Raw genomic sequence first — 26,613 nt, 5'->3', positions numbered from 1 at the left:
TTTTTTCCGATAATGGCTAAAGAGTAATCCTATTTATAGCCGGATGGTTTAATAGAACCAACCAGCACGCAGAGGATAGTTGTCTTCTTTCGTCCCTCGAGTTTTCCCTGATTTATGGATTATAGTGACCAATATCACCTATTTGTCCCGTTCCTTGTCAAAGCTTGACAGTTTCATAGAGTCATGATTAGATACTTTATATGTCAACCTAATTAAATTATGGTTAACATATAATAAAAGGAGAATGGCTATGCACAGTGAAGAACAATTACCCTTGGAAAAAAAAATTAAGACTGAACTGGCTTACTTAGAAGAGATATCTCAAAAACGGCAGCTCGTTACAACAAATTTTGCCGAGCAGCCATGGCTCATGATTGACGGGCGTAGGATGTTAAATCTTGCTTCGAATAACTATTTAGGATATGCCGGAGATGAACGATTGAAAAAGGCTATGATTGATGCAGTACATGCATATGGTGCAGGAGCAACAGCGTCTCGTTTAATTATTGGTAACCATCCCCTTTACGAGCAAGCAGAACAAGCGCTTGTCAATTGGAAGAACGCCGAGGCAGGACTAATTATCAACAGTGGTTATACTGCAAACCTAGGAATTATCTCCACCCTGCTGTCTCGTAACGATTTTATTTTTAGCGATAAACTGAATCATGCAAGCATTGTCGATGGAGCTCTTTTGAGCCGTGCGAAGCATAAGCGCTATCGACATAATGATTTAACTCATTTAGAAGCATTATTAAAAAATTCTTCAATTGAAGCAAATAAGTTAATCGTAACGGATACTGTCTTCAGCATGGACGGTGACTTTGCTTTTCTAGAAGACCTTGTCTGGTTAAAAGAACGCTATAACGCAATATTAATGACAGATGAAGCACACGGAAGCGGCATCTATGGAAAAAATGGTGAAGGTTATGCCAATCATCTCGGCCTTCAAAATAAAGTAGATATTCAAATGGGTACTTTTAGTAAAGCTCTCGGTTCATTCGGGGCTTATGTTGTCGGGAAAAAGTGGCTTATCGACTATTTAAAAAATCGCATGCGTGGATTCATTTATTCAACTGCACTCCCGCCGGCCATTCTCAGTAGCATAAAAACAGCGATTGAACTTGTGCAAGAGGAACCAGAACGCCGTACACTGCTCCAAACACATTCAGAGTACTTTAGAAAAGAACTCACAAATTACGGCTTTAATATTTGTGGCAGCCAATCACAAATTGTTCCTATCGTCATCGGGGAAAACGAAAAAGCGATGGGGTTTGCCACACGTTTGCAGAAAGAAGGAATTGCAGGTATTGCTGTCAGACCGCCTACCGTTCCTGAAAATGAGGCGAGAATCCGGTTTACCGTAACAGCACTCCACGATAAAAAAGATCTTGATTGGGCCATTGAAAAAGTTTCGATTATTGGAAAAGAAATGGGTGTTATTGAATGACACAACTGAATTTAGTCATGCTTCCTGGCTGGGGAATGGAAAAAGGAGCGTTCCAACCGTTATTCAAACCTCTTTCTGAAGCATTTCATCTTTCATTTATAGAATGGAGAGATATGAAAACACTAAATGACTTTGAAGAACGAGTCATGGACGTATTCGCTTCCATTGACGGTCCTGTTATTTTACTTGGCTGGTCATTAGGATCTCTATTATCACTTGAACTGGCAAGTTCGTATCGAGAAAAAATAAAAGGATTTATACTAATTGGGGCTACAAGCCGATTTACCACAAGTGAAAACTATTTATTTGGCTGGGATCCCCGCATTGTCGAGCGCATGAAGAAACAACTGCAGCGTAATAAAGAGAAGACTTTGACTTCTTTTTATGAAGCAATGTTTTCCGAATCTGAAAAAGAAGAAGGTTTTTATCATCAATTTACCGCGACAATTCAACGCGAGTTTCATGGAGATGATGTGTTTTCGCTTCTTTTAGGTTTGGATTATTTACTTCAGAAAGACGTTAGAGTAAAGCTCAAACAGATTGATTCCCCCCTTTTATTGATTCATGGGAGGGAAGATAAAATTTGTTCACTCGAAGCCTCATCTTTCATTAAAGAGAATCTGGGCGAGAAAGCCGAGTTTCATATTATGGAAGGTGCGGGTCATATTCCATTTTTCACAAAACCCGAGGAATGTGTGCAGCTTATGAAAACATTTATTCAAAAGGAGTACGTTCATGATTGATAAACGATTGTTAAGTAAGCGGTTCAGTGAACATGCGAAAACATATGATGCATATGCCAATGTTCAAAAAAGCATGGCGAAACAATTAGTTGATTTACTTCCTCAAAAAAACAGCAATCAAAAAATTAACATTCTTGAAATTGGCTGCGGCACTGGTTACTTAACCCGGCTACTCGTTAAAACATTTCCTAATGCTGCGATTACGGCTGTTGATTTGGCACCAGGAATGGTTGAAGTCGCAAAAAACATGACAAAGGAAGTCGGGGTTACTTTTTTATGTGCGGATATTGAGGAAATGTCGCCTAATGAAAATTACGATTTGATTATTTCTAATGCAACGTTTCAATGGCTGAATAATCTTCCTGCAACCCTTGAAAAATTGTTAACACGATTAACGCCTGAAGGAAGCCTGATATTTTCAACGTTTGGAAATAAAACCTTTCAAGAACTACATATGTCCTATGAACATGCGAAAGCAAAGCTTCAACTTGCCATTGATAGTTCACCAGGCCAAATGTTTTATGCTCTAGATGAATTATCCAAAGTTTGTGAAGAAGCAATCCATTCTTCGAAAGCATTTCCATTAGAGATAACAAAAATGGAAAAACTTGAACTGGAGTTCTTTCAGACAGTACGTGAATTTTTCACTTCAATTAAAAAGATTGGTGCAGCTAACAGCAACAAAGAAAACTACTGCCAGCGCCCTTCCTTTTTTCGAGAGTTAATCAACATATATGACAAAGAATATCGAAATGAATCAGGTGTGAAAGCAACCTATCACTGTTTGTTCTTTAAGATAAAAAAACATGACTAATACGAAGATAACCGTCTGGGATACATTCAAAGTATATACAAGGCCGTAAGTAACGAATTTCAGCTGCTTCCTTTCGATTAACCAAGTTCAATTCAAGCGCGATTCAGGCCGCCGCCTCTCCTAATTCCTTTGGAGAAACGGCGGCCTATTTACCAGTTATTAAGAGAGTGTGTTTTACGTATAACTCATCCAAATACCTTGCCATCTGTAATATTGACCACTCGATCACATAAATCTAACATTCTTTCATCGTGCGTTACCATGATGGCCGCTTTATTTCTTGACTTCACCTCATGTGCAAGCATTTCAACAACATCCCTGCCTCTTTTGGAATCAAGACTTGCGGTTGGTTCATCCGCTAAAATGATTTCTGGATCATTCATCAGCGAACGGGCGATGGCTACACGCTGCCGCTCACCGCCCGACAGTGCATCCGGCAAGTGATCTGCCCGATGTCCAAGTCCAAGGTGGCTAAGCAATTCGTCCGCTTTTTTCATTGTTTTTTTATCCCGCTTGCCAATCAGTTCAGAAAGTAGCAGAAGCTGATCTCGTACGGTGAGATATGGCACAAGATTCGATGATTGGAATACAAACCCGATCTTTTCAAGGCGAACTCTAGTCAATTCCTTTGGGGATAGTGTTGTAATATCCTCATCATTCAGCAGTAAGCGACCTTTGCTCGGAGATAGTAATGCACCTGCTATCGAAAGAAAAGTACTTTTTCCTGAACCTGAAGGACCCACGATGGCGACGAACTCCCCCGCTCTCACATTCAGGGAAATATTATCAAGGGCTGTCACCTTATTATCGCCTTCCCCATAAATCTTACTGACGTTTTCAAATAATAGTTTATCCCCCATCATGATACCCTCCCAATTGCTTCGATCGCATCTATCTTCGCTACTCGGTATAGTGAAAGCAGCGAGCCCAATACGGATACAACCAAAAGTAACACGGAATATTTAATGACCAAATCGGTACTCAATTCAAATGGCATTCCTTCTGGCATGATTAAAGTGACGCCATATGTCAGGGCAACACTGATGGCTATGCATGTCACGGCAAGCAGCATTACTTGACCAACGATACTTTTTGCCAGGTAGCCCGTATTGGCCCCGAGTGCTTTAAGGACTCCAAATTGATTCGTCTTCTGCAAGGTAATCACATAAAAGAATACAGCCAAAACGAAAGCTGCGATGACAAACAAGAAGGCAATCATCATCGTCAACGTACCCTGTTCCTCTTTGTAGCCTGGTATACTCTGAAGTGATTCTTCTTTCGAAATGAGCGTTAGTCCTTCAGGCAATGATTCACGTACATTTTCTTCTGCCTTCGAATCCATTTGCAAGGCTATTGTGCTGATTGAATCTTTCTCTTGATTTTTCAATGCAGGATTAATCTCCTGCCACCCCTTAACGTTCATGTAAATTACCGGTGAGTGGCTGTAAGACTGCTTTTCTGTAAAACCAACAATGGTGAAAACCTTACCTGATGGGTCATCTTTTAGTGAATCACCCAATTTATAACCCACTTCTTTTAAAGAACGATCTGCTACGACTTCACCTTGTTTCTCATTGTCATAGTTCGTTCCTTCAATGACCTTCGGTGCTAAAATACCACTTGCATCGGTCGCAAAAATGGTGACATCCGTCTTCTCTGATGAGCCGATTTTATTCAATGTGATCATCATTTGCCCCAGACCTTCGGCTGCTTTAACATCCGCTGAAGCCCGGATTTCATCCAGCTTCTCCATGGATATGATCGATCGGTTCAATTTATTTTTGGAGTCGTGCTCCATTACGAAATAGTCGGCATTCATGTTTTGTATGGATGAAGCATTATCCGAAGAAAGTCCATTAGCTAATCCTGAAATGATAAAGACAAGCAAAGCGACCAATACCATGATCAGTCCAATCAGCAGATAACGTAACTTTGAATGCTTTAGTTCACGTATTGCCAAAAACATCATTTCATCTCCCATTCCTTTTGTTTGCCGATCCAAGTCCTACTTGATTCGGTATGACCCGATTGTAAACAATCAATATGAATGGAAGATGAACAGCTGATTACATAAGGGGCAGCCGTATATAAAAAGTGGTCCCTTTACCGAGTTCGCTTTGAACTTCGATCGTTCCCCCATGAAGTTCAACCGTCTTCTTCGTAATCGAAAGTCCTAATCCGCTGCCTGTTTCACTCCTGTTCCTCACTTTGTCGACTTTATAAAACCGATCAAAGATATAAGGGAGGTCTTCTTCTGGAATTCCCATGCCCGTATCCGCGATCATCACTTCAACAGCACTGCCTATTTTTTTAATCCGAATATTGATAGAACTGCCGCTTTCCGAGTATTTAATGCTATTGGTTATCAAATTCGTCCATACTTGATTTAAAAGTTTCTCATCAGCAGAAATGCCGGTTGAAGGCAAATCCATTTCGATCACCATATCTTTTTCCCGCCAATTCCATTCCAGCATGAACAACACTTGCCGTATTTGTTGCGCTAAATCGAATTGGGACCGTTGCAGCGGATCATCTACTTTATCCAACGAGGCAAGCATGAGCAGCTGTTTGCTTAACAACGACATGCGCCTGCTTTCTTTTTCAATAATGGACAAGTACTGATTTCTTTGTTCTTTTGTTAATTCCTCCGATTGGAGCGTTTGGGAAAAACCTTGGATGGATGCAAGCGGAGATTGAATTTCATGAGATACATTCGATACGAACTCCTGCCTCATATCATCCAACCGTTGGATACTATGGGTCATTTTCGAAAAATGCTGTGCCAAATCCCCTATCTCATCGCTTCGGCTGACATTCAATTCACTACTATAATTCCCATCGGCGATCCTCTTTGTAGCTTCCGTTAATTTCGTAATCGGCTTAACGATGAAACGCGTATTAATAATCACAAATAAAAAACTGAGAAGGAGCGTGAGTACGAGCAAAACTGCTAGGAAAAAGCGGAATTCACCAAACTGCAGCTCTATATTCGGTCTTACAAACAATGCATGCTTTTCGCCATTCACGTCCATCGGGACCCCAATGCTATTAATTAATACATCTTCAAAAAAACCGGTAATAAATAACCCATTATTATAATTGGCGATCCCCTGATAGGTCTTCCCGTTCAAAACTCCAGAAATCGTATCCGTGTCCAATGCCGTTTCCCGAAACGGCTCACCATATAAAGTTCCTTCACCCTGCTCATTAAATAGATACATTTGATAGTGCAATCCTGCAATATGATTTAAATACGCATCAATATCCTGATCAGGATTTTCCTCATATAAGGAGACGATCTCCCTTGCGACTTTGCTTATCTTCTCACCATTGTTGGGTTTTTGAACCTGATGATAATAGACATTGGAAATTAAAAAAGCGATGACACTGGCAAGTACCATGATCAAAATGGTTTGAATAACTATCCTGAAATAGAGTGTTTTCACTTCTTGTTGACCTCCAGTTTATAACCTAAGCCACGGACAGTCGTTATGACAAAATCATCGGTCCGCCCGGCAAAACGTTCCCTTAACCGTTTAATATGGACATCAACGGTCCGATCATCCCCTTCAAAATCAGCACCCCATACCAATTCAATAAGCTGTTCACGCGTAAAGACCTGATCAGGAAAACTCCCCAACTGAGCCAGCAGCTCGAATTCCTTAAGCGGCAGGAGCAGCGTATTCCCCATTATTCGAACCTCATAACTTTTACGGTCAATGACCGTTTGATTCAATGAGATGGATTCTGAATTCACCATACGGTACCTTCGCAATAGCGCTTTTATCCGGAATATAAGTTCCCGTGGCTCAAATGGCTTCACGAGGTAATCATCCGTACCCGCAAAATACCCCTTTTCCTTATCGATAAGTTGATCTTTAGCTGTCAATAAAATAACCGGAAGATCATATTGATCCCGGATTTCCTTACAAAGATCCAGTCCGTTTTTAAACGGCATCATAATATCGACAACCGCCAAATGGATCCGTTCCTTCTCCAGTATCAAGGAGGCCTCATTCCCGTCCTTCGCTTCCGATACCAGGTACCCTTCCTTTTCCAAGTGAAATTTAAGCAACTCCCGAATATGCCGATCATCATCCGCAATTAATATATGTATCAAAGAAACCACATCTCCACTTCTTTTATAGCCCTAGCTAAACTTACAATAGCAATAATTTATCCTGTAAAACAATAAATACTAATTAAATCACCAGTTCCTTATAAACTAGTTTGCCACTAATATACAGCACCCTCTTATTTTTTATTAAAAGATAAAGTAAAAAAGCGAATAGAATCTCTAAAAACCCTGTCCGCTTTTTTCCTAGAGTAAATCCATATTCACACTAGTTCAGCGGAAGAGAATTATAGTTCCAAAAATCATCATTTTCAATATGACTGTCCATAATGAAACTACCAATAACCGGATTCCAATGGAGCAATAAATTGATTCCCAAAAGGCTGTTTTGAAACGCAATTGAATTTTTATTGCCTAAAAGGGTTTTAAATATTCTGAATATAAACTATAATTGTTTTATTTTAAAACATCTAGGAGGGTCACTATGGGAGTAGTAGAGAAAGTCAGCGGATTTGCTGGTAAAACGTTTACCTTATGGGTCATTATATTTGCAGTTATTGCGTATATCTTACCTAATAAATTTATATGGATTGGAGCCTATATTGTCCCATTATTAGGAATTGTCATGTTTGGCATGGGACTTACATTATCAACAGCGGATTTTAAAGAAGTTTTCCGACGTCCGAAAGAAGTGGCACTAGGAGTAGCAGGACATTTTATCATTATGCCATTATTGGCATTTGTATTAGCATTAGGGTTCGATTTGCCCAAAGAAGTGGCTGTTGGGGTTATTTTGGTAGGATGCTGCCCTAGTGGAACAGCTTCCAATGTCATGGTGTTTCTTGCGAGAGGAAACGTTGCGCTTGCAGTTGCCATTGCTTCTGTTTCCACTATTCTAGCGCCTATCGTAACTCCCCTGCTTATTTTGCTCTTTGCAAGTAAATGGGTTGATATCAGTATTGGATCATTATTCATTTCCATCATTCAAGTGGTGATCATCCCACTGATGCTTGGATTCATTGTTAAAAAGTTTTTCGGTAAACAAGCAGAGGCCGGTGCAAAGGCTTTACCTCTAGTATCTGTCATTTCTATCGTTCTGATCGTATCTGCCGTAGTGGCTGGCAGCCAAGCTCAGCTGGCTAAAACAGGTTTGCTCATTTTTGCAGTCGTCGTTCTTCATAATGTTCTTGGTTTTCTTCTCGGCTTTTTCTTTGCTCGTTTATGCGGGATGGATTTAGCGAAACAGAAAGCTGTCGCAATGGAGGTTGGTATGCAGAACTCTGGTTTAGGTGTAGCCATAGCAACAGCCCACTTCTCGCCTTTGGCCGCTGTACCTAGTGCCATTTTCAGTGTTTGGCATAATATATCAGGTTCAGTTCTAGCTTTTATTTTCAGTCGCATGAAAGATAAAAAAAATGCAGGGACAAATAATTCGATAAAAACAGATGCATCATAATATGTTGGAGATGAACCAAAACAAATAATCCGGAGAGCTTTTTGACTCCTTAATTTAATTAGTAGATAGAGCCGATTGAGTGAATCGGCTTTTTTTGTGCATTAACCATCTGAATATTGAACATTCAAGGGAAAATAACAAATATTCAATGCTCAAAATTAATGAACTTACTGCCTTGTTGTGGTTATTTTTTTGAACTACCTGCTATACTACTAGATGAAAGTAAGTTATAAAATTTGCTAATGATTCGGGTTATAGTAATTGACAATCATTTTAAGGATGAGGGAATATAATGTCACCAAAAATAAAATCTTCAAGAAAAATAGCTAGATATTCACTAATGATCATGGGGGCGGGTTATATTGCAACCACTCCATTTCAAGGTTCATTGCCGTTAGATTTATTACATGGAGGGTTTGAGGCTGGTTTAGTCGGCGGATTGGCAGATTGGTTTGCAGTTACTGCATTATTCCGCCATCCGCTTGGATTACCAATCCCCCATACAGCCCTTTTGCCCAACAATCGTAAAAGAATGACAAATGCACTTGTTTCGATGTTAAAAAACGACTGGCTTTCTAAGGAAAGTATTCAGGACAAAGTAAAACATATTCCTTTTACTGAAAAATTAATCCCTATTTTAGTAAAAGAGATTCAAAGTGATACGTTTAGAAAAGTCCTGATTAAACTAATCAAGCAAATGATTGGTTATATAGATATAGAAAAGATTACACCTTTCGTTGCAAAAAAAATTAAAGCATCACTTTCTAACATAGACATGAGCAAGATTCTACAATTAGTAAGTTCACAGTTACTTAACGAAGAGTTTGATAAGAAGGCTTTGGATCATGTTTTGAAAAAAGCTGAAGACTGGTTAGGAAAAAAACAAACCAGTCACCGACTTGGCACTGTTTCCATGGATGTACTAAGCAAGATTGAACTGGAAGGTATGCTTCAGTTTGCCGTTAAATCCATTCAAAGCCTACTTAACGAAGAGAAACTTGGGAATATCATACAAAACCTGTTATTAAGTGTCGTAAATAACTTAAAAAACGAGGAAGAACCAAATAGAGAGGCTTTAATCTTATATATCAGGAAAGAGATACAAGGCATTAACCATAACCGGGAACTGTTAGAAGGAGTTGAAAAGTGGAAAAAACAACTTCTGACAAAATGGGAGCCTGAGGCGACAATAAAGGGAAGTCTACAACAAATTCAACAAGAAGCATTGGTTTTCGTCGAAGATGAACATTTCATGGATGCTTATCTGACTCCAATGATTCATCACGTACTGGACAACATAAAAGAAAATAGCACGAACATCGATCATTGGATACAGAAACAAATTACTGTTCTCATTGAAAATAATCATACGCAGATTGGCAATCTTGTACAAGAAAATTTAGATAAGCTAGACAATGAAACGCTGATTGATATGATGGAAAATGGTGTAGGAAAAGACTTACAGTGGATTCGTGTGAACGGAGCGGTCTGCGGTTTTATAATAGGGCTTATCCTAACAGGTGCACAGGCTCTGCTTAAGCTATTATAATCCAGGCACCTTCGGGCGATTTGGTAACGGCAGTATACTGTTGTTACAAAATCAACTGGGGCTGATTCGTTGCCTGTAGTTTGATACCCCTCATTGAAAAGCTCTTAACCTTAAGGGCTTTTCAGTGAGGAAATTAATCTAATGACTAGGGTTTCCTCTCCTCGATTATCTCCACTTCATCCCGTTCCACAGATTTGGAGTACATATATTTATCTGTTCGTTCAAAACCCAACTTTTTAGCAAGTTCAGTGTTTGTTGTATCTAACAATACTTTTCCAGTTTTTCTTTCTTCAGATGCTGGAAACAACTCTCCCTTATATACAGCATAGGGATTAATAGAATATAATTCTTTAATTTCATTTACACCTACTATTTTCGTGTAAATATTATTTTTGTAATAAGTAAAGCCATTGTCCATTTCATTTTTATCATTGCTAATTAATTCAATAGCTTCGACTGGATCAGTCATTATTATAAAAGGACCTTAACAACATATGTTAAGGTCCTTTTATTTTCCACCCAAGATAAAAATACTATTTTGATTTCACAGCTTCTTTTATTTGTTCTACGACATTATTAAGCCACTGTATAGGAGTTAATCCAATTGCGGGAAAATAAATTTCAGCATTAGTTTGAATATAGTTTTCCTTTTCTTGTTTTGTTCTATTACTAGTTAAAAATTCGTCACAATACTTTATTGTAAAAAGCAAACATTCTTTATTAGCTTCATTTATAAACTCAGCTAATGCTTGTTCAGGCGAACTAATATCCTGGTGGAATGTTCCACCTAAAAAATCTTCTAACTCTTCTAAGTAATCATAACTTTCGTCCATTTAAATTCCTCGCTTCATTATTTTTCTGGATATCCTGTTAGAATAAAATTACCGTTTGAATCCTTTTTAAGTACAATTTTTGCATTTTTAACATTCTCTACAACTTCGGAGTTTCTTGATACACTTCTACCAATTATCTCCCCATCACCCTTGTATCTTAATGGTAATGTAGGTCTACTATTAGGGTCAGAAAGCCACTTTTGTATTTTCTCAATATTTTTGGGATTGTTTAAAACTGTATAAGCAACTTTCTCAGCTGTAGCCCTATCTATAAAAGTAGAAGAACCAGTAATTCTTGGATTATTTTTTATCCTTTCTAATAATTCTTCATCAGTTTTCCCAACATGTCTTTCAATCAAATGCCCACCTCTTGACTCATGTACAGCCAGTCCACCACCAGGTGCAAGAGAACTCTTATCTCCTGGTTTAACATTATCTATACCCTTAGAAATACTCTCCCCTGAAACACCCTCTAATTTGCTATCCTTCACCGTGAATTTCTGATAGGCTTCCTTAATTGTCTGCTTTTCTATCATAACTTGGCGAAGGGTTGGTCCTCCTGCGAGGGATACTTGTTCCATACTTATCCGTTTAGGGATTTCTTTTTCACCTATTTCACATTACCTATATTTTTTAACGTGGTTTTTCCTGATCTCGCTATGTCTGTTATTGTAGCTTTTGCGTACTGAACCTGCTTTTGCGCAAATTCCTTGCTGTAAGGGATAAACTTTGTACCACTCGCTACTTTTTTCTAAGTAACCTTGCCTTGAAGTAAATCTGTATGATTTTAAGTCCTTACGGCCTATTATCGGAGGAGCCCGATATGGCGTAAGATGATCCATTTTCATATTTCAACAATGAAAAGACAAAAGACCTTAACTTTTATTGCGTTAAGGTCATTCAAAAGAACAAGCTCTTCTTGTCCTCCAATATTCATTCTTAAGGTATTCTTCTAAAATATTCTTATCATATTCAGATTCATGTAAAAGACCCAAGCAAGTATATTCCCAAATAACCCTTCTTTCGTGATTATCTGAATCTGATAGATCTTCATAATTATAATCATAATCTTTTCAACTTGATTGGTTCTCCCTTATTCGATTGGTCCCATGAATTGAGTAATCAGATAAATATGTTCCATAAGTTTCACCTTTTTCAGGTTTTCCACTTTATCTGGTCCACCTAATCCAAGGAGAGGGGTATAACCAAAACATTCATCAAAATCTGGTTCTCCATATTTATCAACTGCTTCAGGATAAGGATTCCATTCTAATTCTTCAACAATAAAGCTATTATCATTTAAATCATCTAGAAAAAAGTCAAAACCAGCTGAAATAACATTTACATTCCCTTTTCTAAAATTTAGCAAGTTTAAATATCTTCCTTTTTCCCAAACAATTATATCGCCCATAGATGTAGCAAATAACGGAATAGCATCTTCGCTTCTTATATATACATCTTTTAAAAGTTCTTCAAATACATCTGGGTTTACCAATTTTAAATAACCTTTTAATATACTCCCAAACCCGTATTGCCTCCATATTTCTGTTATTTGTTCTGGTATCTTCTCTTTATATTTATCGATGACTTCTTTATCAATTTTTTCTTCTAATATAAATCCTTCAAATACATTATTTGACAAATTATTCTCCCTCCAATAATTAATTCATTAATTTAACATTTAAATATGTTGATTTTCTTTCTGATTCAACCATGGTTTTTGATAGCTCTCTTATTTGTTCATCTAATACATCTATTCTGTATTTCCATTGAGAACCAATCGAAGAATTAACTTTTTTATCCCCCATTCCACCTATATTAATAGGATTTCCTCCCGCAATTTGATCCGGGTTATGGAGAGCAGCTTGAGTTTCTAACCATTCATTTGCTTTTTTGTTTGCGTCTTGTCTAGACAATCCTTGTTTACGTAATTCTAAAACTTTTTCTTTTAAAGCTTCTTTTCTAGCAAGTTTTTGAGCTGCATTCCCTTCTAATGCTCTTCCTTCTTCTATATATCTTTCTCTATTCTTTAAATACTCTTCAATAGTTAAATCATTCAACCCTTTTTCTTGGTCTTTTAACTGTCTTGCAAATTCTTCTGCATTGTGTTTTGGATTTTGCTTGAACATAACATCTATTTCTGAGATTCTTTGGACATGGTATAACATGCCTGTACCCTTACCACCATCACTCTTCACCGCAAACTTCTGTACTATATCCTTAATAGTCGTTTTATCAAAAGTGACATGCTTGTAGTTGTTTCCATACGCCGTGGCTAACTCTTCGACCCTGATACGAAGAGGTACTTCCACATTACCGATTTGCCGGCCGAATGCTTTTGCCTTCTGAACCTGCTTTTGAGCAAATTCCTTGCTGTAAGGGATAAACTTTGTACCACTCGCTATTTTATCAGCGACTTTAGCCGCACCAGCCACACCGCCGATACCAAGTGCCATCAACAGGCCGTTCTGGCGCTGTTCCTCGGTCAGTTGATTGCCGAACATGTCTTTGCCGGTGACCGCTTCGCCGAGGCCGTTGGCGGCGAGGAGTCCGTATATTCCGTATTCGGTTTTCTGGAGGAGGCTAAAGCCTTTTGTCGTTTTATAGGCATCGAGCGCGTGGTTCGCTGCGTTGAGTCCTTTGGCGGTTTTGTAGATGGCGCTGCCACCCTTGATGGCCCGGCCGGCCCAGCCGACGACGGGGATGAATCCAGCGGCTGCCATGGCGCCGGCGGCGATTCTTTCAGCATCGGACAGCTTGCGGCCCGTTACTGGATCGACTCCGGTTGAGGCCCTGATTGAATCATAATATCCCGTGAATTCCCCTGTAAAGGTTTTTGTCGTATCCCAGGCTTTTTCGTACCATGGGCGGTTTTCGAGTTCTTCCATTTCTTGTTCGATTTTCCGGGCTTCTGCTTGTTGCTTTTTGAAGGTCTGATAGTCTTTCATCTGACCGGCGACTTCAACCTTCACTTGATAGACGTCACTATTTTTGAATGCCGATTGATTGAATGTCATCGGCGAAACGTTGCCGTCCTGTTTGGTGGCATCAAGCAAGGCGCGGAAGAGGCCGACGGCCACGTTTTCCTGCCCGATGGACACATCATATTCCTCGACCAATTGCCGGTCGACATTCTCGACCTTTGTCACGGTGTCATCCAGTCTATGCCCGGCCAGCGTGATTTTTTCATTAAAATCCTTTTGGTCGAACATATCCAGAGGAAGGATATCGTCAATACTGTTCAGAATCCTTTGGAGATCGTTCGCTTGTTCATCGACAATCGACTTCGCTTGGTTAATGCCGTTCGACACTTCGCCATCTAAAAAGGGAACCTCGACCACCGTATTTCCGGAGAGGTCCGCCTCTTCCAGACTGGCTGGAATGCCTTCCAAAAAGCTGATCTGGGTAGTGAATAGTTCCATCCAGGCATCGGCCACCTCGATTTGCGCTTCATAGAAGCTTTTGATGGCATTGGCACCGGCTCCTTGAAACTCGTTATCCAGGCCGACGATGCCCTGAAATTCCTTTTTCAGGGCTGTGACTTCCTTCTTTAGTTCTTCATATTGCTTGGCGCGCGACTTGGTTGCGGCCGTCAATGTCTTGGCTTCATATATTTTCATCGCGTAGGATACCCATGTGAAGACGTATGGGCGATGGCTTCATCCTGTTCTTTTAATAAGTCAATGTTGGCACGGGTATCTTCCATATTTTTCTGGACGATTTTGATATATTGCTCGAAGACCTTCTCCAGGTTCGTTTCGCGGTCGATCCATTTCGAGGTGAATTCCAATTTATTATTGCCAAGCTCGCCTGCCGGCAAATTTCCAAGCGTGACTGTACCAAGCGCCGTCTTCACCTGATCGACTTGCTTCGTTACGGCAGGATGATTCAGTTTGATTGTCGTCATTAAAACAACCACCCTTTTAAATATGATATTTTGCTTTCCAATTGATCTATGACGGCTTCTCCTTTACCTAAAAGAACATCCGCTTCATGTGCTATGGTACCTGCTGCACTCAGAGCCTTTTTCTCTATATTAAGCATCATTATTTTACCGTCGATTTTCTCTTGATAGTCGTCATAATCATCATGAATGGTCGTTGACATTGCCTTGTATGCATCACTGCGGGCATCTTGAAAGTCTTCTGCACGGTTTCCCGTCCAGCTTTTTGCCAAATCCGGATTTTTAATTTTAGCAATTTCCCCCAGACAAGCATTCTGTTCGTCTTTGATTTGTCTTTTTGCCTGCTCCAAACGATTGATTTTTTCATTCACATCGGACATTTTACTGGAGAGGGCTGAGTGAATTTCACTCAATGAATTTGCATACACTTAAAAAATCACCTCAAACATACTATTCTCATTATGTAGACTGTCATATTTTTCATATTTTTCATTATAAGGATTATAGTCTTAGAGTTAAATAGGGATAAATAAGCTATTTATGCTAGGTATTTAGGTAATCATTCCCATTCGAACCCATTCTGAATTAGACTTCCTACCCCTACATTTCCATTTTTATGCATTATCTAAATTCTTTTTCTTCAATTTAATGCGGAGCTTTCACCTTTTTCCCTTTGTTCTGATTCGGATCAGGCTTTTTGCATTCACGGTGTTTGTTCCCTGTTTTACATTCATGATCCATATTCCTCCCTTAATTAAGTGGATATAGTTTCACACTTCCACTTATTCAAGATGCAAGAGCCATGCCAGAGCAAAAAGCCCAAGAAGACAGGCTTCGCTCATGAAGCGTGCCGATAAATCGGCACATTCTGACAAAGTAACGGCTCAAGTTGGACGTGATCTGGTTTGTATATTGCAGAACAAATGGCTCACCCTATAAATAGGAGGTGTCCAAAACATGGACCAATTTGAAAAAGCCTATGAAACCTATAAACAGCAGGGTACACCGCAAGCAAACCAAATTGATACATCAGGAAAAGAAGAAATCATAGCAGTAAGGAAAAATGAAGAGGACAATATTATCGCAATCAAGACGAACTCTGGTCGCGAACTAGACTACCCCACTGCCCTTTCCGAGGCAAAAGCAGGCAACCTTGCCAATGTCGACGTTTTCCATAAATATGGACGTGATATATTGCGAAGTGAGCCTGATGGGATAAAAGAAAATAACTTGGATCAACTACCGGAATTTTGACTTTTTGGAGGAGCTGCCTGAAATGGGCAGTTTTTTTCTTTTGGATCTAAAACGTGGAGAAAGGACCCAGCATGATAGCCGGATCCTTATTATTCATACTGATAGGATTCAGAGATTTCAAGAAGTTGGCCACAGGACTCGACCACCTCAATGATTTCCATCCAGGACATGTCCAGTCCCAGTTCATTAGCATGGGAAATCTTATCCCTTAATTTCCGGATGGCATTTGCCTCCCTCTTTCCCTTGCTTTTCGAAGGAATTTGGAAGAACCCCCTCAATTCCTTATCTTTATGAATGATATCGAATTTATCACTGATTTGCAGGCATTCTATTATATTGATATCCTCATTTTTATCGATTCTTCTCCTATATAATTCGTTTGCCTTTTCTAAACGGTCCTCGCTGATCATTGGATACCAGCTGCCATCACCGAACCTATGCATGATGATATCGCTCATCCTCATTTCCAATAGGGTAATATATCCGAATATCAGCATCCTGATTGGGGGCTTTTGAAGGTCAGCATGCGTAATTAACCTTTTTATAGAATTATTCTCTAACACAAACACCCTTGTTTTATTCTTAAAAATACGGAGAAGTTGTATCAAAGGGGTTGAATCCGAAACCATTTCCCTAGGTGAAAAACTTTTCAAATATTCCGAGATGATCCCTTCACCAAGTTCTTGCCTTTCGATATATCCGATGATTTCCCCTTGATCTTGCACTGCCATTATATCGAAATTCTTTTTTTCCAACGCTTTTTGTATGTCAGGTGCTCTATCATTTTTATGGCAAGACTCAAGTTCCTGGGCTATGCTCTTAACCGTGATATTTTCTTCATAAAGAGTTTTAAGACTAAGATAGCTGCTATTGTTTTTTTTATCGCTTCCCTTTAACATCTTTCATCCTCCATTTATAAACTTTCTCCGCGAATTGCCTACCACCAATTATAGACCGCTAATTTGCATCTGGTGTCGCTATTTCAAAAGAATTGGAGCAATTTAAATCCAACAAGTAAAGCTTATAGCGATGAAACGGTCATCAATAAATAAAGTCCACACAAGTGGACTTTATTTATTGCGAATCTCTTAAAAGCGATCTACTGCATTGCCTACCGACGTTTCTTCATTCCCTTCTTCTTCCCAAGCCTTGCAAACATCCACCCAATCCTTGGCGTTAGAATATTCAAACAATTCCGCGGTTGTAAGTTCTATTGCTGAGTTCGGACTGCCGCATGCCGGAAACAATGACTCAAAACGCTTCATTGATACATCAAGAAAAACATCTAGGTCGTTTGCCAGTCCAAATGGGCAAACTCCCCCGATTGCATGTCCGGTCTGTTCAAGCACCTCCTCAGGTGACAGCATTCGTGCCTTGAATCCGAACATCTGGCGAAACTTCTTATTATCCACTTTTGCGTCCCCAGCTGCTACAACCAAAATCGCATTTTCACCTTCCCCCTTAAAGGAAAGAGTCTTAGCAATCCGCGCAGGAATGACGCCAATGGTTTCTGCTGCCTCACTCACGGTAGCACTTGATGTTTCGAACTCCATTACATCGCCTTCCCGGTCCCATTGTTTAAAATGGCTTTTGACACTCTCGATCGACATATTATATTCACTCCTTTGAAGTACATATAAAAATAATATCATCCATCATTGCAATAAATCAAAATCATTTTAGACTTTCATTTCTTGATGAGTTATCATTTAAAAACCATTCTTTACAAATTGACGCAACAAGCATATATGGGATACTATTAATTTTCGGGAAAAAGCCTAAACGTGGTTCGTAACCATCCCACGATAAAAAACTAGGGAGAGAATAAAATGAATGTTCGTACACTCGTGATAAACGGGTTATTGGCTGCCTTGTATGTGGCGGTCTCATTGGTGTTTAAACCAATCGCTTTTGAGATGTTCCAATTTCGAGTTCCGGAAATGTTGAATCATCTGATTGTATTCAATAAAAAGTATATCTACGGTATCGTCGGAGGAGTCTTCATATCGAATCTGCTCTTTTCACCGATGGTACCGTATGATTTGATTTTTGGGGTGGGGCAATCCGTGCTCGCCTTATTGCTGGTCATTTTTGTATCGCGGTTCATAAAAAGCATTAAAGGGCGGATGATCGCAACGATTATCTTTTTCACATTCACCATGTTTTTGATTGCAATTGAACTGAACCTTGCCTTTGGCTTACCATTCTGGTTTAGCTGGATGACCACGGCAGTCGGTGAGTTCGTTGTCCTCTTGATTGGTGCGCCAATTATTTATGGAATGAACAAAAGAATTCAGTTTGAAAAGTGGCTTTAAAGGAATCTTCGCTTCGTAAACCCACTATAATGTAAAAGAGCTGTCTGCATCATGCGACAGCTCTTTTTTTCACCAATGAGCCTGAAAATGATAAACTATTAGTAAGAATGGTGGTGACCCTTTGAAAAGAGTCCTGACCTTAATCGGTCTTCTGGTAATCGCAATATTCATTTATTCTAATGCGGAATTGTTTACTTTCGTTTGGAAAAGTGATCTTGATTCAGTCATTAACATATTGAAGGAAAACCTTTTGCTCACTTTTTTCGTGACATTCGTGTTGATGTTTATCCAGAATTCATTTACAATCATCCCCTTAATTTTGCTCCTTACTATCAATGTCACGATATTTGAATTCATATATGGCTATCTATGGAGTTGGTTTACAAGTGTTGTTGCGTCTGGATTGATTTTTTATGCAGCAAGAAACTGGTTTCAGGAACCACTCTTAAAGAAGATGGGCGAAAAATGGCAAGAAACCGTTGTGGAGCATGGCTTTATGTACGTTTTTACAGGGAGGATTTTCCCGCTTATCCCAACGAGTTTAATTAACTTGGCTGCTGGAGTCAGTACCGTCACTTTCAAGGATTTTTTATTTGCGACAGCACTTGGCAACCTTATATACTTTTTCTTTCTATCGCTAATCTCATATGGACTCCTATCTGTTGAAATGAACCTGTATACGGTAGCTGCACTCGCACTCCTCTTCTTACTATTTATCCTTATCTATAAACGTTTAAAAAAGAAAAAAGCCCTAACCATCTTCAGGAAAAACAGGTGACCGCATTGGTCCCTGTTTTTTATTTATGATTCTGCATATATTTTTCTCCGATAGTTTGTTAAAATGTGTATGTAATTTTACCTTAGAAATGTCTTAAAATCAGGGAGAATCTCCATGTCCAAACGCTCCATCTTAGTAATATATATCCTTTCCGGGATTTTTACATTAGTCGTGTTCGACTATTTTTTAACTACAAATATCCACAACAAAGTGGTTTTCATTCAACTTCAAAGAGCTGAAGGCATTGTCTTTCTTTTATCAATAGGCTTGGTCCTATACCTTTATTTAGCTAAAAGGGAAGAATTCAAACAATTAAAAGAAGCGGAACAACGTCGGCGTACACTCATCAATTCAATGGTGGATTTCGTTAACTTCAAGGATGGTGAAGGCCGTTGGCTTGAATCCAATGCCTTCGGACTGCAATTATTTCAATTGGAGCATGTAGACTATAAGGGCAAAAAAGACAGCGAGCTCGCAGAATACTCCGAATTTTATAAAGAGTCATTGATCTACTGTGAAGTTTCCGATGAAGAAACATGGATTAAAGGGGAAATCACAAGGTGTGAGGAAATCATCCCTCTTCCCGACGGCAATCACAAAACCTTCGATACGATCAAGGTCCCATTGTTCTTTGAGGATGGTTCCCGAAAAGGCTTAGTCGTTATTGGCAGGGATATATCTCAAAGAGTTGTCGCGGAGAATCAATTATTCGATAGTGAACAACGCTATAAATCATTGTTTGAACACAACCCATATCCGATGCTCATGCTTGATTTAAACGGAATGATCACTACCGTAAACCCTAGGTTTGAAACGGTAACAGGGTTTCAACAAGAAGAAATCCATGGCGCCTCATTCATAAAGTTGAACTTTTCAGAGGAGGATGAGGAACTGATCCGTACATCTTGCCAATATGTCGTGGAAAACCATAAAGGGATCAAGAAAGGGAAAGATATTGAATTCCTTACGAAATACGGGAAGTCCATCTTGCTTTCCTGTACGTTTGTCCCGATGATGATTGGTGAGGAATTAGTCGGAATCATTACTTATGCTAAAGAGGTCACTCAAATACGAGAAACGGAAGCACGATTAAGAAGAACGGAAAAATTATCGTTAGTCGGCGAACTTGCCGCCAGTGTAGCCCACGAAGTCCGTAACCCGTTAACTTCGTTAAAAGGATTCGTCCAACTGCTTAAAAAGAGCGACCATCCCTATGAACAATACTACACGATCATGTTAAGTGAACTGGACCGGATCAATCTTATTGTAAGCGAGTTACTCGTTCTGGCAAAACCTCAGGAACTCCCATTCAGCAAACATCAAATCATCGGGCTGATGAATGAAGTCAAAACCTTGTTGAAACCGGAGGCGGACTCTTATCCAACCCAAATATCAATATCCGTAAAAAACGAAATACCCCTGCTTTCATGTGAGGCCAACCAACTAAAGCAAGTATTCATAAACATGCTCAAAAATTCCATGGAAGCATCTGCCGATCACATTTGGATTGATTTTGAGCATATGGACAAAAACCTTTCCATTACCATCAAAGATAATGGCAGCGGAATAGAAAAAAATCGGTTAAGACATCTCGGAGAACCTTTTTATTCTTCTAAAGAAAGAGGAACCGGTTTAGGATTGACAGTCAGTTGCCGAATCATTGAGGCACACCGGGGAAAGGTCCGTTTTAACAGCGAGCTAAACCAAGGAACCGAAGTCCAAATCATTTTGCCCATATAAAGCGTAGGACAAGTGTTAGTACTTGTCCTTTTTTGCATGATCGAAAATAATCTTTTGGTACATTTAAAAAAGGGAAGTGAAGAACGCCTTGACCTTCCCCCAGAATGACCCCGCCGCTGCAGGTTCCTTTCCATTCAACATCCCCTGCACGACTTTGTCATTCGATGGGACAGTCTCCGTTTTACCAGCTGTACTCATTTGCGTCGCCTCAACTTCTGTTTCATTTGTTTTGATATCGTCCACGGTTTCTTCTTCATCCATTTCCACATCCATATCCTTTTCGAAAACAATAACGTAAGTACGCCGGTTTCCATCTTTTGAAACCGTAACTGAAATGGCCGTCTTCGCTTTATCCTTGATCTTTACATCCCCACTGCTCTCACCTTCATATTCAACCGTGGCTCCACTAGCACTTGATGCAGCATTCATTTCGACTGAGGTAATATCATTATCGACTTTGACATGATAGGTATGCGCATTCGAATCAAAAGGTTTGTTCCATACTCCAGTTGATACTGTTAGATTGTTCAAAAATGGTGGGGTTTTGACTTCTTCACCTAAAGAATCAGCAGATACTGCCTCCTTTACAGGAGTTGATTTCGTTTTTTGTGTTGAAATGTTTTCATTCTGTTGTACCTTCGATACTTGGCCATTGCTTGTTTTTACATTATTGGATGGATCAACAGGAGTGGAAGATGGTTTATCCCCTTTAGACGCGGAAGGCTGAGTTTTATTCGCCCCAGTAATAGGTTCCTTTTGAACTGTATCCTCTTTTGAGGAGGCATCCTTATCCTTCGATTCCGTTTTCTTAGCTGCAGCCCGTGTAATCGTTAGCGAATATGTTTTTTCATCCCCATTTTCTGCAGTAACGATAATCTTCACAATTGTCTTACCAATTTGAAGGGGTACCTTTACACCTCCACTCGTTGCAACCGTTCCGTTCACCCTTACATTTGCACCACTATCACTCAATGTAGGAACCACAGTAACGGTCTTGATTTCATTCTCCACAGAAACATTATAAGCTGGCACTTTAGAATCGAACGATAACGAGCCGCTTGATAATCCAATCGAAGTTAAAAGGTTGTCATCACTTTCAAGTTTTTCAACCTTGACGGTATAGGTCATCGTTTCATTTATTCCATCGCTGACGGTGATCTTGAATGTATTGATGCCAGTTTGAAGAGCTAAGTCATTGGCCTTCCCATTTGTCAGTTTGACACCATTCACGGATAAGGTGGCATTCTCATTGTTACTCTCAGCAAGCAAGGTGATCTTTTCAACTTCATTCGCCACTGTTGCACTATAGTCGAGTACATCTTCTGCAAATTTTTGATCCAATGCAGTATCTTTTATTTCTAGCTTCGAAAGACTATTCACCGTTCGGGCATCTTCCTGAATGACAGCTGTCCCTTCCTCAGCGTATGCGGCAGGCATATAAACTGATGTTCCCATCCCCGCAAGAGAACAAACCAAGACCACCTTCACGCTTTTTTCTTTTAGCCCCTTCTTTAGCAAAGCCTATCCCCCCTATATTTCCTGAAAACACGTTAGGGACATAGTAACAAAGAAACCTTAATTATTTCTTAATGGGCTGTTGTACTAAAATCCATCTCCTAATGATCAACAACATCAGCCAAAGGAATTCCAAACCAATATTTCCTTTTGATTATTTACATGTCTATAATGTTGGGAGGTAGGCTAATCTAATCATATCGTTATCTCTTTTCTTTTGAATCTCAAACTGCCTTTAGATCATTCATTTAATTTCACTGTTTTTTCACATTTTCCTCTTATAATAAGCTTACATAAGCTAATGAAAGGGTGATGGCACACCAATATGAAGAATTATTTATGGGTGGTAGTAAGCTTATTCAGTTTGCTTTTATACCCGGCAATGGCTTCAGGTCATGCTACAGTAATAGGCTCTAACCCTAGCCCGAATGAAGCGATGGAAAATCTGCCTGAAAAGATCAGCATTCAATTCAGTGAGAATATACAACCAGCTTTCCATTCGCTTGAAGTATTCAGCCAGAATGGGGACAAAATTCAAATTCAAGACAGTAAAATCTCGGAACAAAGTGAAACAATACTGGAAGCTAAGTGGAAAGGCAAAATCGATGAAGGGATTTACTACATAAAGTGGAGAGTGGTTTCGAGTGATGGCCACCCCATCGAAGGGACAATCCCCTTTCAATTCGGAAACTCGACCGCCCTATCAGATCAAGACATTTCTGAAGTGAACGCAGGTTTTCCGAATTCCATCATCGTTTTTCTGCAAAGTCTACAATACATAAGCTTCGCAGCTCTTTCAGGCGTCCTTTTTTTCCAATTATCTTTAACGAAGGATACCAACCTTTTTCAAGCTAGCAGGAGAGCACGTCTATACCTTTGGGTTTCATATGCAGGCTTGGCACTTTCCGTCTTCTGCAGTTTGCCTTTAAAAGTGACGATTGACGCTGGTGTAGGGTGGACGGATGCGTTTAATGTGACTTATATAAAAGAAGTATTGAATGCTACAAATTTCGGAAACATCTGGGTCATTGAAATTCTAATGTTGCTCCTACTATTTTTAGCTATTTATTTCATGCTCGAGAACTCCTTGATTAAATCATTACCCATCTTTTCTTTCATCATTATAGCCATTTTGATGGTTTGTAAGGCTTTCACAGGACATACAGCTGCTGTTCCTAATCACGTTCTGGCTGTTGTAATGGATTTCCTCCATTTATTGTCCATGGCTTTATGGCTTGGCGGCCTTATGGCCTTATTGGTTATTTTGCCTGGGCTTGCCGATCGACAGGCAGTCCAAAAAGATAAGAAAACATTTTACTGGTCAATCATTCATAGGTTTTCCAGATGGGCGTTTTTATTTGTAATCATACTGATCATTAGCGGAATATATAGCAGCTTTCAACATGTACCGACTTTCCATTCATTGTTAAACACAACATATGGACAATTATTACTTGCGAAAATCGGTCTTATGTTAGTCATGATCGGTTTAGGAGCCTTTCATTTTTTCAGGGGGAAAACGCAAACGAAAAAACTTGGTTTTAGTGTGGGAATGGAGTTTGGTTTAGGGATCGTCGTACTCCTTGTTGCAGCTCTATTGACAAATGTCCAAACTGCGATGTCTTCCCCAGGGCCAATTGAGAAAACGGTAATGACGGAAGAAAAAAATGAGGTTACATTATTGGTGACTCCAAATGAAGTTGGGGACAACCTGATTCAAGTGGATTTATCCAATGAAGGCAAGCCAATTGCTAAAATAGAACAGCTTACAATCACGATGCAGTCAATAGATACGCCCGGCGGTGAACTAAAGCTGCAAATGCAGGAAAAAACTACTGGTACATTTACATCAAAGTCTTTATTAACCATGCCAGGAAAATGGAAAGTCCATGTTCACGGATTAACTGAAAGCCTCGATTCAATCAATGCTGATTTTACAATTTTCATAGGAAATTCATAATAGAAGGGATTATATAAAAATGAAAAACATTTCAAAGCTACTGATCTCTACATTTGCTGCATTATTCATTTTCTCCGGTTCGGCGAATGCACACGTTACAGTCAAGCCTAGTTCATCTGCCCCTGAGGCGTGGGAAACTTATACAATTAAAGTGCCCGTTGAAAAAGAAACAGCCACAACAAAAGTGACCTTAAAAATACCTGAAGGGGTTACTTTTGAAAGCTATCAGCCTGTACCAGGATGGAAAGTAACCACCGAAGACAAAGATGGGCATGTTACAACGGTAACTTGGGCTGCAACTGATGAAGGAATAGCAACTGGACAGTTCCAGCAATTCTCATTCGTTGCCCAAAACCCTAAAGAAGAAACGAATGTGGCCTGGAATGCATTTCAATATTACGAAGATGGTGAAATTGTTGAATGGAGCGGTGACGAAGGCTCAGATTTACCGCATTCTGTAACGGAAATTTCACTAGCGCCTAAGGCTGATGCAGAATCTACGGACCATGGACATAAAGATGAAGCTGATACGGATGATACCAAGGCAACTGACAGTTCAAAGGATACGGCTCAAACAGAAGATGATAGCAATGAAACGCTGATCATCACCCTTTCTGTCATATCACTAATACTCTCCATTGTAGCGCTTTTTGCGGCTCTAAGGAAAAAATAAAAAATAATCATTAAAGAAGGTGTCCCAAATTTCTTGGGACACCTTCTTCAATTTTATTATTCCATAACCATTGTTTTACTCGGTAACTAGGAGGTTTCCTGCGGAAACCTTAATGGATTGATTAACCCTTTGTTCCGCTATAGTTAAGTTAAGCAGTCCATTCCCTTGTGCTTTTTTGCTTATTCCGAGATCTTCCGTACTTTTCACTAACTGTGCATATAATTCCGCTTCAGTTAGCGTGCGGCCAAACTCTTTTTCAGCAATCACTTTCAAGAGAGCTGCTGCACCGCTTACATGAGGCGTAGCCATTGACGTTCCGCTCAGCCTAGCATATTTATTTCCTGGATACGTAGAGAGAATATCAACCCCTGGCGCCACCAAGTCTATTTCATCATTTGTATTTGAAAAATCCGCTAAATTTCTGCTTAAATCCACAGCACCGACTTCCACCACTTCTGGATACGCACCCGGATAATCCAATTCGTCCGTTTCATGACGCCCATCCCCACTATTTCCAGCTGCGCAGACAACAAGGATATCTTGCTGAAGCGCCCTTTGAATGAGCTTATGTTCTGCCTCGTCCGCAGGACCTCCAAGTGATAGTGAAATAACCGAAACCTTTTCTTCATTCGGTCCCCGCCAATTGATCGCATACTCTAAAGCTCCATTGATCCAATTAATATCGCCTTGGCCTTGGCCATTTAAGGCCTTTAACGCTAATATGCTCGCTTTCGGGGCCACTCCCACTACACCAACACTATTAATGGCCGCCAAAACCGTACCGCTAACATGTGTTCCATGCCCGTTATCATCTTGAAAATCACCGGTATTGGTAAAATCCTTCCCGCCAATGATTCTTTCTTTGAGGTCTGGATGTCCCTTATCAATGCCTGTATCGATGACGGCAACCACCACGCCCTCACCATGGTTGCTTTTTTCCCAGATTGCCGGGGCTTTCACAAGCTCGACCCCCTCAGGAATCTTTTCTTTCACAGTCTCCATTACTTCAAGAACTTTGTACGGTATTAATCTTTTTTCTCTTGTCATTTGATTACCCCTTCCTTCGTTCAAAGTTAAACTGCCATCATTGTAGGGATTTTCATCCCGTCTGGCTGCCGTCTACCGTTGAAAGAGATGAGATCAAAAAACTCTTCTCCCTTATATATACCAGATTTTTGAAAATAATAAATAAGTTTTCGGAAAATTCCGTCTAAATTACTACTTTTTATTTCTTTTAATGCTATTATCTGGTACTCTTATTATAGAACAAACGTTCGTAAAATGCCATGTTTTTTTATTTATTACACAATTCGTTTTAAACCGTTACGATTTTCAAAAAAAAAGAAGTGACTCCTAATCGAGTCAACTCCCATGAATGATCAAGCTGCGCCGCAGCATTTTTTGTATTTTTTTCCGCTTCCACATGGACAAGGATCATTCCTGCCGATGACCGGCTCCGTATGAACATGAGGCATTTTAGCTGCCTTCGCACTTTCCATGATGATTTGCGTGCCTTTTTCCTTCATATGCTGATATCGCTGTTTAAATAACTCCATT

The 26,613-nt window shown here is 39.7% G+C and carries 26 protein-coding genes, 2 pseudogenes and 1 riboswitch; of the genes and pseudogenes, 11 read left to right on the top strand and 17 right to left on the bottom strand.

Translation table 11 applies throughout. The features are described 5' to 3' along the window. Positions 1-250: 250 nt before the first annotated feature. Genes bioF through bioC form a run of 3 tightly spaced genes read left to right on the top strand, consistent with a single transcriptional unit; the run spans position 251 to position 3,004 of the window. A complete protein-coding gene (bioF, locus tag ACQKMH_RS22890) occupies positions 251-1,447 on the top strand; it encodes an 8-amino-7-oxononanoate synthase (RefSeq protein ID WP_427589673.1) in 1,197 nt (398 codons plus the stop codon). Continuing rightward, complete coding sequence (locus tag ACQKMH_RS22885; RefSeq protein WP_427589672.1) at positions 1,444-2,190, top strand: alpha/beta fold hydrolase; 747 nt, start codon at positions 1,444-1,446, stop codon at positions 2,188-2,190. Before bioF ends, ACQKMH_RS22885 begins: the two co-directional genes overlap by 4 nt. Then, complete coding sequence (gene bioC, locus ACQKMH_RS22880; RefSeq protein ID WP_427589671.1) at positions 2,183-3,004, top strand: malonyl-ACP O-methyltransferase BioC; 822 nt, start codon at positions 2,183-2,185, stop codon at positions 3,002-3,004. The genes ACQKMH_RS22885 and bioC overlap by 8 nt, the downstream gene beginning before the upstream one ends. 185 nt (positions 3,005-3,189) lie before the next feature. Here bioC and ACQKMH_RS22875 read toward each other — a convergent pair whose 3' ends face one another. The 4 genes from ACQKMH_RS22875 to ACQKMH_RS22860 form a co-directional block, all read right to left on the bottom strand. Further along, positions 3,190-3,867 (bottom strand): ABC transporter ATP-binding protein, encoded by a 678-nt coding sequence (locus ACQKMH_RS22875; protein ID WP_427589670.1) that lies wholly within the window; start codon positions 3,865-3,867, stop codon positions 3,190-3,192. After that, positions 3,864-4,970: an ABC transporter permease gene (locus ACQKMH_RS22870; protein WP_427589782.1), complete on the bottom strand. Its 1,107-nt coding sequence runs from the start codon at positions 4,968-4,970 to the stop codon at positions 3,864-3,866. The genes ACQKMH_RS22875 and ACQKMH_RS22870 overlap by 4 nt, the downstream gene beginning before the upstream one ends. A 100-nt stretch (positions 4,971-5,070) precedes the next feature. After that, positions 5,071-6,450, bottom strand: coding sequence for a sensor histidine kinase (locus ACQKMH_RS22865; RefSeq protein WP_427589669.1), 1,380 nt, complete (start codon positions 6,448-6,450; stop codon positions 5,071-5,073). Beyond that, entirely contained in the window at positions 6,447-7,124 is a 678-nt protein-coding gene (locus ACQKMH_RS22860) for a response regulator transcription factor (RefSeq protein WP_427589668.1), read from the bottom strand. The genes ACQKMH_RS22865 and ACQKMH_RS22860 overlap by 4 nt, the downstream gene beginning before the upstream one ends. A gap of 439 nt (positions 7,125-7,563) precedes the next feature. Here ACQKMH_RS22860 and ACQKMH_RS22855 point away from each other — a divergent pair, with 439 nt between their 5' ends. Both ACQKMH_RS22855 and ACQKMH_RS22850 read left to right on the top strand, forming a co-directional pair. Next, entirely contained in the window at positions 7,564-8,535 is a 972-nt protein-coding gene (locus ACQKMH_RS22855) for a bile acid:sodium symporter family protein (protein ID WP_427589667.1), read from the top strand. A 292-nt stretch (positions 8,536-8,827) separates the two neighbouring features. Beyond that, on the top strand, positions 8,828-10,084 hold the full coding sequence (locus ACQKMH_RS22850; RefSeq protein ID WP_427589666.1) for a DUF445 domain-containing protein: 1,257 nt from the start codon (positions 8,828-8,830) through the stop codon (positions 10,082-10,084). Between the two features lie 145 nt (positions 10,085-10,229). Here the strand turns inward: ACQKMH_RS22850 and ACQKMH_RS22845 are convergent, their stop codons facing one another. The 8 genes and pseudogenes from ACQKMH_RS22845 to ACQKMH_RS22810 all read right to left on the bottom strand — a co-directional run bounded on the left by ACQKMH_RS22845 (position 10,230) and on the right by ACQKMH_RS22810 (position 15,249). Continuing rightward, on the bottom strand, positions 10,230-10,553 hold the full coding sequence (locus ACQKMH_RS22845; protein ID WP_427589665.1) for a hypothetical protein: 324 nt from the start codon (positions 10,551-10,553) through the stop codon (positions 10,230-10,232). 64 nt (positions 10,554-10,617) lie between these two features. Beyond that, positions 10,618-10,917 (bottom strand): contact-dependent growth inhibition system immunity protein, encoded by a 300-nt coding sequence (locus ACQKMH_RS22840; protein WP_144527849.1) that lies wholly within the window; start codon positions 10,915-10,917, stop codon positions 10,618-10,620. Positions 10,918-10,934: 17 nt separating this feature from the next. Next, on the bottom strand, positions 10,935-11,498 hold the full coding sequence (locus tag ACQKMH_RS22835) for an RNase A-like domain-containing protein (protein ID WP_427589664.1): 564 nt from the start codon (positions 11,496-11,498) through the stop codon (positions 10,935-10,937). A 315-nt stretch (positions 11,499-11,813) separates the two neighbouring features. After that, positions 11,814-11,969 (bottom strand): annotated as a pseudogene (locus tag ACQKMH_RS22830) (hypothetical protein); the annotation flags it as partial. A gap of 41 nt (positions 11,970-12,010) precedes the next feature. After that, positions 12,011-12,559 (bottom strand): T6SS immunity protein Tdi1 domain-containing protein, encoded by a 549-nt coding sequence (locus ACQKMH_RS22825; protein WP_377451216.1) that lies wholly within the window; start codon positions 12,557-12,559, stop codon positions 12,011-12,013. 19 nt (positions 12,560-12,578) lie between these two features. Further along, the gene (locus ACQKMH_RS22820; RefSeq protein ID WP_427589663.1) at positions 12,579-14,537 is read right to left on the bottom strand and encodes a polymorphic toxin type 15 domain-containing protein; all 1,959 of its coding nucleotides are present in this window, start codon (positions 14,535-14,537) and stop codon (positions 12,579-12,581) included. Next, positions 14,534-14,824, bottom strand: coding sequence for a YwqI/YxiC family protein (locus tag ACQKMH_RS22815; RefSeq protein ID WP_427589662.1), 291 nt, complete (start codon positions 14,822-14,824; stop codon positions 14,534-14,536). The genes ACQKMH_RS22820 and ACQKMH_RS22815 overlap by 4 nt, the downstream gene beginning before the upstream one ends. Beyond that, entirely contained in the window at positions 14,824-15,249 is a 426-nt protein-coding gene (locus ACQKMH_RS22810; RefSeq protein ID WP_427589661.1) for a YwqH-like family protein, read from the bottom strand. Before ACQKMH_RS22810 ends, ACQKMH_RS22815 begins: the two co-directional genes overlap by 1 nt. Positions 15,250-15,778: 529 nt before the next feature. Between ACQKMH_RS22810 and ACQKMH_RS22805 the strand changes: the two genes are divergently transcribed. Next, positions 15,779-16,075 carry a DUF3892 domain-containing protein gene (locus ACQKMH_RS22805; protein WP_427589660.1) on the top strand — a complete coding sequence of 99 codons (297 nt, stop codon included), beginning with the start codon at positions 15,779-15,781 and terminating at the stop codon, positions 16,073-16,075. An 89-nt stretch (positions 16,076-16,164) separates the two neighbouring features. Here the strand turns inward: ACQKMH_RS22805 and ACQKMH_RS22800 are convergent, their stop codons facing one another. Next, complete coding sequence (locus tag ACQKMH_RS22800; RefSeq protein WP_427589659.1) at positions 16,165-16,974, bottom strand: hypothetical protein; 810 nt, start codon at positions 16,972-16,974, stop codon at positions 16,165-16,167. Between the two features lie 189 nt (positions 16,975-17,163). After that, positions 17,164-17,685, bottom strand: coding sequence for a YbaK/EbsC family protein (locus ACQKMH_RS22795; RefSeq protein ID WP_427589658.1), 522 nt, complete (start codon positions 17,683-17,685; stop codon positions 17,164-17,166). A gap of 168 nt (positions 17,686-17,853) precedes the next feature. Then, positions 17,854-17,898: riboswitch (PreQ1 riboswitch) on the top strand. Between the two features lie 6 nt (positions 17,899-17,904). Here ACQKMH_RS22795 and ACQKMH_RS22790 point away from each other — a divergent pair. The 3 genes from ACQKMH_RS22790 (at position 17,905) to ACQKMH_RS22780 (ending at position 20,908) form a co-directional block, all read left to right on the top strand. Continuing rightward, positions 17,905-18,390 carry a QueT transporter family protein gene (locus ACQKMH_RS22790; RefSeq protein ID WP_230160889.1) on the top strand — a complete coding sequence of 162 codons (486 nt, stop codon included), beginning with the start codon at positions 17,905-17,907 and terminating at the stop codon, positions 18,388-18,390. A 121-nt stretch (positions 18,391-18,511) separates the two neighbouring features. Continuing rightward, entirely contained in the window at positions 18,512-19,168 is a 657-nt protein-coding gene (locus ACQKMH_RS22785) for a TVP38/TMEM64 family protein (protein ID WP_427589657.1), read from the top strand. Between the two features lie 114 nt (positions 19,169-19,282). After that, the gene (locus tag ACQKMH_RS22780) at positions 19,283-20,908 is read left to right on the top strand and encodes a PAS domain S-box protein (RefSeq protein WP_427589656.1); all 1,626 of its coding nucleotides are present in this window, start codon (positions 19,283-19,285) and stop codon (positions 20,906-20,908) included. Positions 20,909-20,971: 63 nt separating this feature from the next. Here ACQKMH_RS22780 and ACQKMH_RS22775 read toward each other — a convergent pair whose 3' ends face one another. Continuing rightward, a complete protein-coding gene (locus ACQKMH_RS22775) occupies positions 20,972-22,426 on the bottom strand; it encodes a cadherin-like beta sandwich domain-containing protein (protein ID WP_427589655.1) in 1,455 nt (484 codons plus the stop codon). A gap of 322 nt (positions 22,427-22,748) precedes the next feature. Between ACQKMH_RS22775 and ACQKMH_RS22770 the strand changes: the two genes are divergently transcribed. Further along, positions 22,749-24,383 carry a copper resistance protein CopC gene (locus ACQKMH_RS22770; RefSeq protein WP_427589654.1) on the top strand — a complete coding sequence of 545 codons (1,635 nt, stop codon included), beginning with the start codon at positions 22,749-22,751 and terminating at the stop codon, positions 24,381-24,383. A 19-nt stretch (positions 24,384-24,402) separates the two neighbouring features. Beyond that, positions 24,403-25,056, top strand: a complete 654-nt coding sequence (locus tag ACQKMH_RS22765) for a YcnI family protein (protein WP_427589653.1) — start codon at positions 24,403-24,405, stop codon at positions 25,054-25,056. 75 nt (positions 25,057-25,131) lie between these two features. Here ACQKMH_RS22765 and ACQKMH_RS22760 read toward each other — a convergent pair whose 3' ends face one another. Together ACQKMH_RS22760 and ACQKMH_RS22755 are read right to left on the bottom strand one after the other, a co-directional pair. Continuing rightward, positions 25,132-26,103, bottom strand: a complete 972-nt coding sequence (locus ACQKMH_RS22760; protein ID WP_427589652.1) for a S8 family peptidase — start codon at positions 26,101-26,103, stop codon at positions 25,132-25,134. Between the two features lie 332 nt (positions 26,104-26,435). Then, positions 26,436-26,513, bottom strand: a pseudogene (locus tag ACQKMH_RS22755) (SEC-C metal-binding domain-containing protein); the annotation flags it as partial. Between the last annotated feature and the right edge of the window lie 100 nt (positions 26,514-26,613).

The organism is Peribacillus sp. NPDC097895, from assembly GCF_050277555.1.
Lineage (GTDB): Bacteria > Bacillota > Bacilli > Bacillales > DSM-1321 > Peribacillus.
This window is presented reverse-complemented; position numbering and strand designations above follow the sequence as displayed.

Coding starts and splice junctions, on each gene's coding strand:
- bioF (WP_427589673.1), top strand. CDS start 251: ATGCACAGTGAAGAACAATTACCCTTGGAAAAAAAAATTAAGACTGAA.
- ACQKMH_RS22885 (WP_427589672.1), top strand. CDS start 1,444: ATGACACAACTGAATTTAGTCATGCTTCCTGGCTGGGGAATGGAAAAA.
- bioC (WP_427589671.1), top strand. CDS start 2,183: ATGATTGATAAACGATTGTTAAGTAAGCGGTTCAGTGAACATGCGAAA.
- ACQKMH_RS22875 (WP_427589670.1), bottom strand. CDS start 3,867: ATGATGGGGGATAAACTATTATTTGAAAACGTCAGTAAGATTTATGGG.
- ACQKMH_RS22870 (WP_427589782.1), bottom strand. CDS start 4,970: ATGTTTTTGGCAATACGTGAACTAAAGCATTCAAAGTTACGTTATCTG.
- ACQKMH_RS22855 (WP_427589667.1), top strand. CDS start 7,564: ATGGGAGTAGTAGAGAAAGTCAGCGGATTTGCTGGTAAAACGTTTACC.
- ACQKMH_RS22850 (WP_427589666.1), top strand. CDS start 8,828: ATGTCACCAAAAATAAAATCTTCAAGAAAAATAGCTAGATATTCACTA.
- ACQKMH_RS22845 (WP_427589665.1), bottom strand. CDS start 10,553: ATGACTGATCCAGTCGAAGCTATTGAATTAATTAGCAATGATAAAAAT.
- ACQKMH_RS22840 (WP_144527849.1), bottom strand. CDS start 10,917: ATGGACGAAAGTTATGATTACTTAGAAGAGTTAGAAGATTTTTTAGGT.
- ACQKMH_RS22835 (WP_427589664.1), bottom strand. CDS start 11,498: ATGGAACAAGTATCCCTCGCAGGAGGACCAACCCTTCGCCAAGTTATG.
- ACQKMH_RS22820 (WP_427589663.1), bottom strand. CDS start 14,537: ATGAAAATATATGAAGCCAAGACATTGACGGCCGCAACCAAGTCGCGC.
- ACQKMH_RS22815 (WP_427589662.1), bottom strand. CDS start 14,824: ATGACGACAATCAAACTGAATCATCCTGCCGTAACGAAGCAAGTCGAT.
- ACQKMH_RS22805 (WP_427589660.1), top strand. CDS start 15,779: ATGGACCAATTTGAAAAAGCCTATGAAACCTATAAACAGCAGGGTACA.
- ACQKMH_RS22800 (WP_427589659.1), bottom strand. CDS start 16,974: ATGTTAAAGGGAAGCGATAAAAAAAACAATAGCAGCTATCTTAGTCTT.
- ACQKMH_RS22795 (WP_427589658.1), bottom strand. CDS start 17,685: ATGTCGATCGAGAGTGTCAAAAGCCATTTTAAACAATGGGACCGGGAA.
- ACQKMH_RS22790 (WP_230160889.1), top strand. CDS start 17,905: ATGAATGTTCGTACACTCGTGATAAACGGGTTATTGGCTGCCTTGTAT.
- ACQKMH_RS22780 (WP_427589656.1), top strand. CDS start 19,283: ATGTCCAAACGCTCCATCTTAGTAATATATATCCTTTCCGGGATTTTT.
- ACQKMH_RS22770 (WP_427589654.1), top strand. CDS start 22,749: ATGAAGAATTATTTATGGGTGGTAGTAAGCTTATTCAGTTTGCTTTTA.
- ACQKMH_RS22765 (WP_427589653.1), top strand. CDS start 24,403: ATGAAAAACATTTCAAAGCTACTGATCTCTACATTTGCTGCATTATTC.
- ACQKMH_RS22760 (WP_427589652.1), bottom strand. CDS start 26,103: ATGACAAGAGAAAAAAGATTAATACCGTACAAAGTTCTTGAAGTAATG.